Genomic DNA, 5,629 nt, shown 5'->3' on the forward strand with positions numbered 1-5,629 from the left:
GGCAACGCGGTTGAGATAGAACACGGTAGCGGGGTCGACGGTGCCGCAGCGGGTGCCCATGATCAGACCGTCGAGCGGGGTCAGGCCCATCGTAGTGTCCATGCACTTGCCGTCCTGGATGGCGCACAGGGAGGCGCCGGAGCCGAGGTGGCAGCTCACGACCTTGTGGGCGGTGTGGTTCGAGGCCTCGTCAACCGAGCGCCAGATGAAGCGATGGCTCGTGCCGTGGGCGCCGTACTTGCGGATGTGTAGGCTGTCGACGACCTCCTTGGGCAGGGCGTAGTTGTGGGCCTCGGCCGGCATGTTGTAGTGGAACGAGGTGTCGGCGACGATGACGTTGCCGATCTCGGGGAACATCTCGCGGCAGATCTCGATGACGTCGGCCTCGGCGTAGTTGTGCAGCGGGGCGAGAGGGGCGACCTCGCGGACCCAGGCGAGGGTCTCGTCGGTGACGACCTTGGACTCGGGGAAGTACCAACCACCCTGGACGACGCGGTGGCCAATGCCGTCGATAGGCTTGTCGACGGCCTTGAGGATCTCGAAGACGTGCTTGATGGCCGTCTTGTGGTCGGGCAGGGCGACCTCGAGCTGCTGCTTGTCGCCGCCCATCTCAGAGTGGCCGATGAAGGAGCCATCAATGCCGATGCGCTCGCAGTTGCCCTTGGCGTAGACCTCGCGGGTGTCGACGTCGAGCAGCTGGTACTTGAGCGAAGAGCTGCCTGCGTTGATGACGAGAACGTTCATGTGGTTATCCTCTCCGATGAAGACGCTACGCAGGCCCGCCAGGCCCGCGAATTTCCAGTTGACCATGATAGCGCGTCAAGCTGAGCCGAGCGGGCAGAACGCAAAGTTGACAAAGGGAGCGTCCCCGTCACCCAAGCTCTTGGCTCCAACGCCCTATGAGGCGGTCAAGCGACCACGCGGCGTTGGCCGGGCTCGTGCTGGGAAGCACCGTCGCGGGAAGGCCCGTGACGAGCTCGAGATGGCGACGGTAGAGACGCCCGGCCGCGGCACCGTTGCAGACGACGCGCTCGATGGGGGCCACGCCGGTGACGCGACCGATGTCCGCGGGACGCACGTTCCTGATGCTCGCGTCGCTCGAGCCCATGATGTCGCAGCTTGCGATGACGTCCCACAGCGCGATGCCGTGCGCGAGCAGCATCCGCCGCTTCTCGGCGATCGTGGCGGGCACGGGCTCGCCGAGACATGCGGCGGCAACCCGCCAGAAGCGGTTCTGGGGGTTGCCATAGTAGAAGTCGTTCGCCCGGGACAGCACGCTCGGGAAGCTCCCGAGCACGAGCACGCACGAGCGCTCGTCGAACACGGGCTCGAAGCCATGGTCTATGTGCTGGTAGGTGCCACGTGGCGCGGACATGCGCAGGCGGCCTTACTCGCCGGTGGGATACGTGAGGTGGCTCTCGTCGATGTTGGCGAGGTCGCGCTCAAGGTAGCGGGCCGCGAGCCACTTGGCCATGGGAAGGTTCTGGTCGAGGTAGTTGCCGCACTCCTCGGGGGCGGCGCCGGGGATGTCACCCTCGAAGCCGCGAACGAACTCGAACATCTCGCGCACGAGCGGCAGGATCTGCTCGGAGCTCACCTCGCCAAAGACAACGAGGTAGAAGCCCGTGCGGCAGCCCATGGGGCCAAAGTAGACCACGCGGCTCGCCCACGTGGGGTGGTTGCGCAGAAACGTTGCGCCCAGGTGCTCGATGGTGTGGCACTCGGCCGTGTTCATGACCGGTTCGTCGTTGGGCGCGGTGAGGCGCAGGTCGAACGTGGTGACGGCCGCGCCCGTAGCCGAGTCGCGGTCGATGCGCGAGACGTAGACGCCCGGCTCGAGCAGCAGGTGGTTGACGGAGAAGCTCGCGATGCGCTCCATGGTTGCTCCTTGCGCGAACGGCGTCCCAAAGGTCCCCGCCCCCTTTGGGACGGCCCCTTGGGACGCCTGGTGTATACCGAGTAAATCCTAGCGCGCCGCGGCGCCGGCGGCCACGCGGACGGCCTCCTCCACGTCGTCGGTGATCGTGACGAGCGTGCGGTCCGGCGCAGAGATCATACCGCGGCTCGTGACGGGACCGGAAATCCAGTCGAACAGCCCGCCCCAGTACTCGCTGCCAAAGAACACGACCGGCATGGACTTAGCCTTGTGCGTCTGGATGAGCGTGAGCATCTCAAACGCCTCGTCAAGCGTCCCGAAGCCTCCGGGGAACACGATGCCGCCGCTCGAGTACTTCATGAACATGACCTTGCGCACGAAGAAGTAGCGGAAGGTGATGCCCATGTTGACCCAGCGGTTGATGCCCTCCTCGTGCGGAAGCTCGATGCCCAGGCCCACGGACTTGCCGCCCGCCTCGGCGCATCCCCGGTTCGCGGCCTCCATGATGCCGGGGCCGCCTCCAGTGATGACGGCATAGTCCGCCTTCGCGAGAAGCCCGCCGGCCGCGCGGGCAACTGCGTAGGCAGCGTCCTCGCGCCCGGTGCGAGCAGACCCAAAGCAGGCCACGGCCGGCCCCAGGCCCGCGAGCGCGCTGAAGCCGTCCACGAACTCGGCCTGGATGCGCAGCACGCGCCAGGGGTCTGTGTGCAGCCAGTCCGGGGAGTCGTCAGGGCGCAGCAGGTGCTCCGAGGTGCTCTCATCGGGGATCATGTCTCCGCGCAGGATGACGGGACCCTTGTGGTAGGTCGTCTCGTAGGGCACAACGCCCGAGGGGTCAAGGCCAGACGAGGCCTTCCTCTGGTTGTCCACGTCTCCCCTTTCCTCGCTCACGAGCCTGCCCGCAGCCTAGTGCTGCCAGTCCACGAGGCAGGCATCGAGCCCGGCCACGAGGGCCTCCTTGTCCATGTGCTGGCCAATGAAGCAGATCTTGGTCTCGCGGTCGCCACAGGTCTCGTCCCAGTCGTCGAGTACCTCGGGGTTCTCGGCAATGAGGCGCTTGCGGATGTCGTCCGGGGCACTGGCGATGAACTTGCCCTGCTCGGACAGGGTGCTCTGGTGGCCGGCCTGCTCGAACATGTAGCACATGTCGGGGTCCTGGCTGGCCCAGAGCTGTCCCTTGGCACGGATGATCTGCCTGGGCCAGGTGGCCACGTAGTCGGCGAACCTGTCGATGTCGAACGGGCGGCGGCGGTCATAGACGAACGTCTCGATGCCGTACTCGAGGACCTCGGGATCATCGTGCTCCTCGGGGTGCTCCATGGCGTCGAGCCAGGCGGCAGAGCCGTAGGCCTGGTTGAAGTCGAAGCGGTTGGTGTCCAGGATCTGGTCGAGCGGCACGTTGCCCTGCTCGGCCTCCACGATCACGGCCTCCTTCTGCAGGCTGCGGACGATGCCCTTGAGCTCGTCGATCTGCTCGCGCGTGACCGTATCGCACTTGTTGAGCACGACGGTGGTGCAGAACTCGAGCTGCTGGATGAGCAACGCCTCGATGTCGTCCTCGTCGATGTTATCGGCAAGCAGGTCGCAGCCGCCGTGGAACTCGTCCCACATGCGCGCGCAGTCCACCACGGCCACGATGTTGTCGAGGTCGAGCGGGGCGGCGCTTCCGTACTTGGACTCGTCGCAGAACTGCGAGATCGTGTAGGCGATGGGGATGGGCTCGCAGATGCCGGAGGCCTCGATGATGATGTAGTCGAAGTCACCGGAGTCGGCGATCTGGGCGAGCTGGCGGGCGAGGTCGTCGGACAGCGTGCAGCACAGGCAACCGTTCGTCATGGGGATGAGCTCGCCGTCGACCTGCGACAGGCCGCCCTTGGCGATGAGGCTCGCGTCGACGTTGATCTCGCCGATGTCGTTGACGAGCACGGCCGCGCGCACGCCGCGGTCGTTGGACAGGATGTGGTTGAGCAGCGTGGTCTTGCCCGCGCCGAGGTAGCCGGTGAGCAGGACGATCTTTGTCTGCTTGGGCTTGTCTGCCATGTGGAGCTCCTTCTCGATTCGTGAAAGTTAGCCACGGGCAAGTGTACCCCGCACGGCGGGAGTTAACGCGGCATCACGCAAGGACGCCACACGGCGCGCGCCTTAGCGAGCGGAGGCACCGGCAACGAGCGCCTGGGCGGCAAGGCATGCGGCGACGCCGAGCGAGAAGCTCAACAGCAGGTAGGCCGCAGCGGCGCCGATGGCGCCACGCTCGAGAAGGTCGCCCGTCTCGAGCGCGAACGTCGAGAACGTCGTGAAGCCTCCGCAGACGCCGGTCTTGAGTAGCAGCGTGGTACGCGGCGAGAGCCCGGCGGCAGGCGCGGCCGCCACGACGATGCCGATGAGAAAGGCGCCCGCGACGTTGGTCACGAGCGTGGCGAGCGGAAAGCCCGCCTCGCCCACCGTCTTCCACGGGACGAACGTGAGCGCCCAGCGCCCGAGCGAGCCAAGGCCACCGCCGACGAACACCGCGATTGCGTCCAGCATGACGCGCCCCTACCTGCGAAGACGCCAGGAGCTGGGAAGCTCGAGCGTCACGTTGCCATTCTCGCCGCGGCGCACGTGGCCGCCCTGCGCAAAGAAGAGCCCCACGAGAATGACGGCTACGGCGGGCAGCAGCCTGAACGCAAGGCCGACGAGGCCAAACGCCATGCCGATGACGCTGATGAGAAGTGAGATGCACAGCGACAGGAGGAACAGGAAGAAGAGGGCGAGGATAAGCGTTGCCATGGGACTCCTTGGCAGGATCGAAGGGACGGTGACAGCCGGCGCAAGACGCGCGGCCGACCCATGTTACTCGGAGACGAGCGCGTGCTCCACCTCGGCGATGTACATGGTGTGGTAGTCCTTCTCGGGGTAGCAGCGGTCGTCGATGGAGGCGTCAAGGAAGTTCTCGGGCTTGATGTCGTCCGCATAGAGCTTGCGGCACACGAGCACGAGACTCGCCTGCTCGAAGGCCACCGAACCGTCGAGGTAGGCCGGCGTGAAGCCCACGTGGGTGGCCTTGTACGAGTCGCGGCCGCTGTGCGTGCCCAGGTAGCTCAGCGCCTCCTTGTGCTTGGGCGCATAGAACGAGAGCGTGAAGCGGTCGTTGGCGTCGACGAACTCCTTGGTGTAGCGCTGCGGGCGCACGTAGACGGTCACGACGTCCTTGCCCCACAGCACGCCCATGCCGCCCCAACTCACCGTCATGGTGTTGTAGCCGCTCGTGGTACCGGCGGTAAGCAGCGCCCACTCGTCGCCGATCTTCGCAAACGGGCTGAACTCGAGGCTCTTGAGATCGACTTCCCTAAAGGACATGCGCGTCTCCTCTCGCTATTTTGCTCGTGAGGAGACTATACGCCCCATGCGGACCATTGGGGACGGGTTAGTTTGGCACCCCGGCAACGAGCAGGCGGACCAAACGAACCCGTCCCCTTTGGTCCTCTACCGCTTGAAGAAGGCCAGGGCGATGGCGCCGGGACCCACGTGCGTGCCGATCGTGGCTCCCACGGTGTGGACGGGCAGGTTGTCAAGCTCCACGTGACCCTCCCAGATGTGGCGGCTGTCCTCGACGTACTTGCGCAGCAGCGCGTCATCGAGGCCCGCGTAGGCGAGCTCGATGGGCATGGAGAAGTCGATGCCGCCAGCGGCCTCGACCTGCTGCGTGAGCAGGTTGCGTCCGTTCTTGGAGCCGCGGGCCTTGCCAAGAAGCTCCACGACGCCGTCGGTGAT

Annotated in this window: 9 protein-coding genes; all 9 read right to left on the reverse strand. The window is 65.9% G+C overall.

The window, feature by feature from the left end:
* Positions 1 to 744: acetate/propionate family kinase (locus AC1VTH_RS06075; RefSeq protein ID WP_481335279.1), on the reverse strand; the 744-nt coding region annotated here is incomplete at its 3' end.
* Positions 745 to 871: 127 nt separating this feature from the next.
* Positions 872 to 1,375, reverse strand: coding sequence for a DNA-deoxyinosine glycosylase (locus tag AC1VTH_RS06080; RefSeq protein WP_481335271.1), 504 nt, complete (start codon positions 1,373 to 1,375; stop codon positions 872 to 874).
* Positions 1,376 to 1,387: 12 nt separating this feature from the next.
* Positions 1,388 to 1,879, reverse strand: a complete 492-nt coding sequence (locus AC1VTH_RS06085) for an S-ribosylhomocysteine lyase (RefSeq protein ID WP_481335272.1) — start codon at positions 1,877 to 1,879, stop codon at positions 1,388 to 1,390.
* 87 nt (positions 1,880 to 1,966) lie between these two features.
* Positions 1,967 to 2,746: an LOG family protein gene (locus AC1VTH_RS06090; protein WP_481335273.1), complete on the reverse strand. Its 780-nt coding sequence runs from the start codon at positions 2,744 to 2,746 to the stop codon at positions 1,967 to 1,969.
* Positions 2,747 to 2,782: 36 nt separating this feature from the next.
* Positions 2,783 to 3,916, reverse strand: a complete 1,134-nt coding sequence (locus AC1VTH_RS06095; RefSeq protein ID WP_481335275.1) for a CobW family GTP-binding protein — start codon at positions 3,914 to 3,916, stop codon at positions 2,783 to 2,785.
* Between the two features lie 102 nt (positions 3,917 to 4,018).
* Positions 4,019 to 4,402, reverse strand: coding sequence for a fluoride efflux transporter CrcB (crcB, locus tag AC1VTH_RS06100; RefSeq protein ID WP_172596365.1), 384 nt, complete (start codon positions 4,400 to 4,402; stop codon positions 4,019 to 4,021).
* 9 nt (positions 4,403 to 4,411) lie between these two features.
* Positions 4,412 to 4,645 carry a hypothetical protein gene (locus AC1VTH_RS06105; RefSeq protein ID WP_293825331.1) on the reverse strand — a complete coding sequence of 78 codons (234 nt, stop codon included), beginning with the start codon at positions 4,643 to 4,645 and terminating at the stop codon, positions 4,412 to 4,414.
* 63 nt (positions 4,646 to 4,708) lie between these two features.
* The gene (locus AC1VTH_RS06110; protein WP_481335276.1) at positions 4,709 to 5,215 is read right to left on the reverse strand and encodes a flavin reductase; all 507 of its coding nucleotides are present in this window, start codon (positions 5,213 to 5,215) and stop codon (positions 4,709 to 4,711) included.
* A 126-nt stretch (positions 5,216 to 5,341) separates the two neighbouring features.
* A partial coding sequence (locus AC1VTH_RS06115) for a DegV family protein (protein WP_481335278.1) occupies positions 5,342 to 5,629 on the reverse strand: 288 nt, incomplete at its 5' end.

The organism is Parolsenella sp. (assembly GCF_982402205.1).

What these genes read in the sequence shown, in the direction of transcription:
- AC1VTH_RS06080 (WP_481335271.1), bottom strand. Translation starts at nt 1,375, where the DNA reads ATGTCCGCGCCACGTGGCACCTACCAGCACATAGACCATGGCTTCGAG.
- AC1VTH_RS06085 (WP_481335272.1), bottom strand. Translation starts at nt 1,879, where the DNA reads ATGGAGCGCATCGCGAGCTTCTCCGTCAACCACCTGCTGCTCGAGCCG.
- AC1VTH_RS06095 (WP_481335275.1), bottom strand. Translation starts at nt 3,916, where the DNA reads ATGGCAGACAAGCCCAAGCAGACAAAGATCGTCCTGCTCACCGGCTAC.
- crcB (WP_172596365.1), bottom strand. Translation starts at nt 4,402, where the DNA reads ATGCTGGACGCAATCGCGGTGTTCGTCGGCGGTGGCCTTGGCTCGCTC.
- AC1VTH_RS06105 (WP_293825331.1), bottom strand. Translation starts at nt 4,645, where the DNA reads ATGGCAACGCTTATCCTCGCCCTCTTCTTCCTGTTCCTCCTGTCGCTG.
- AC1VTH_RS06110 (WP_481335276.1), bottom strand. Translation starts at nt 5,215, where the DNA reads ATGTCCTTTAGGGAAGTCGATCTCAAGAGCCTCGAGTTCAGCCCGTTT.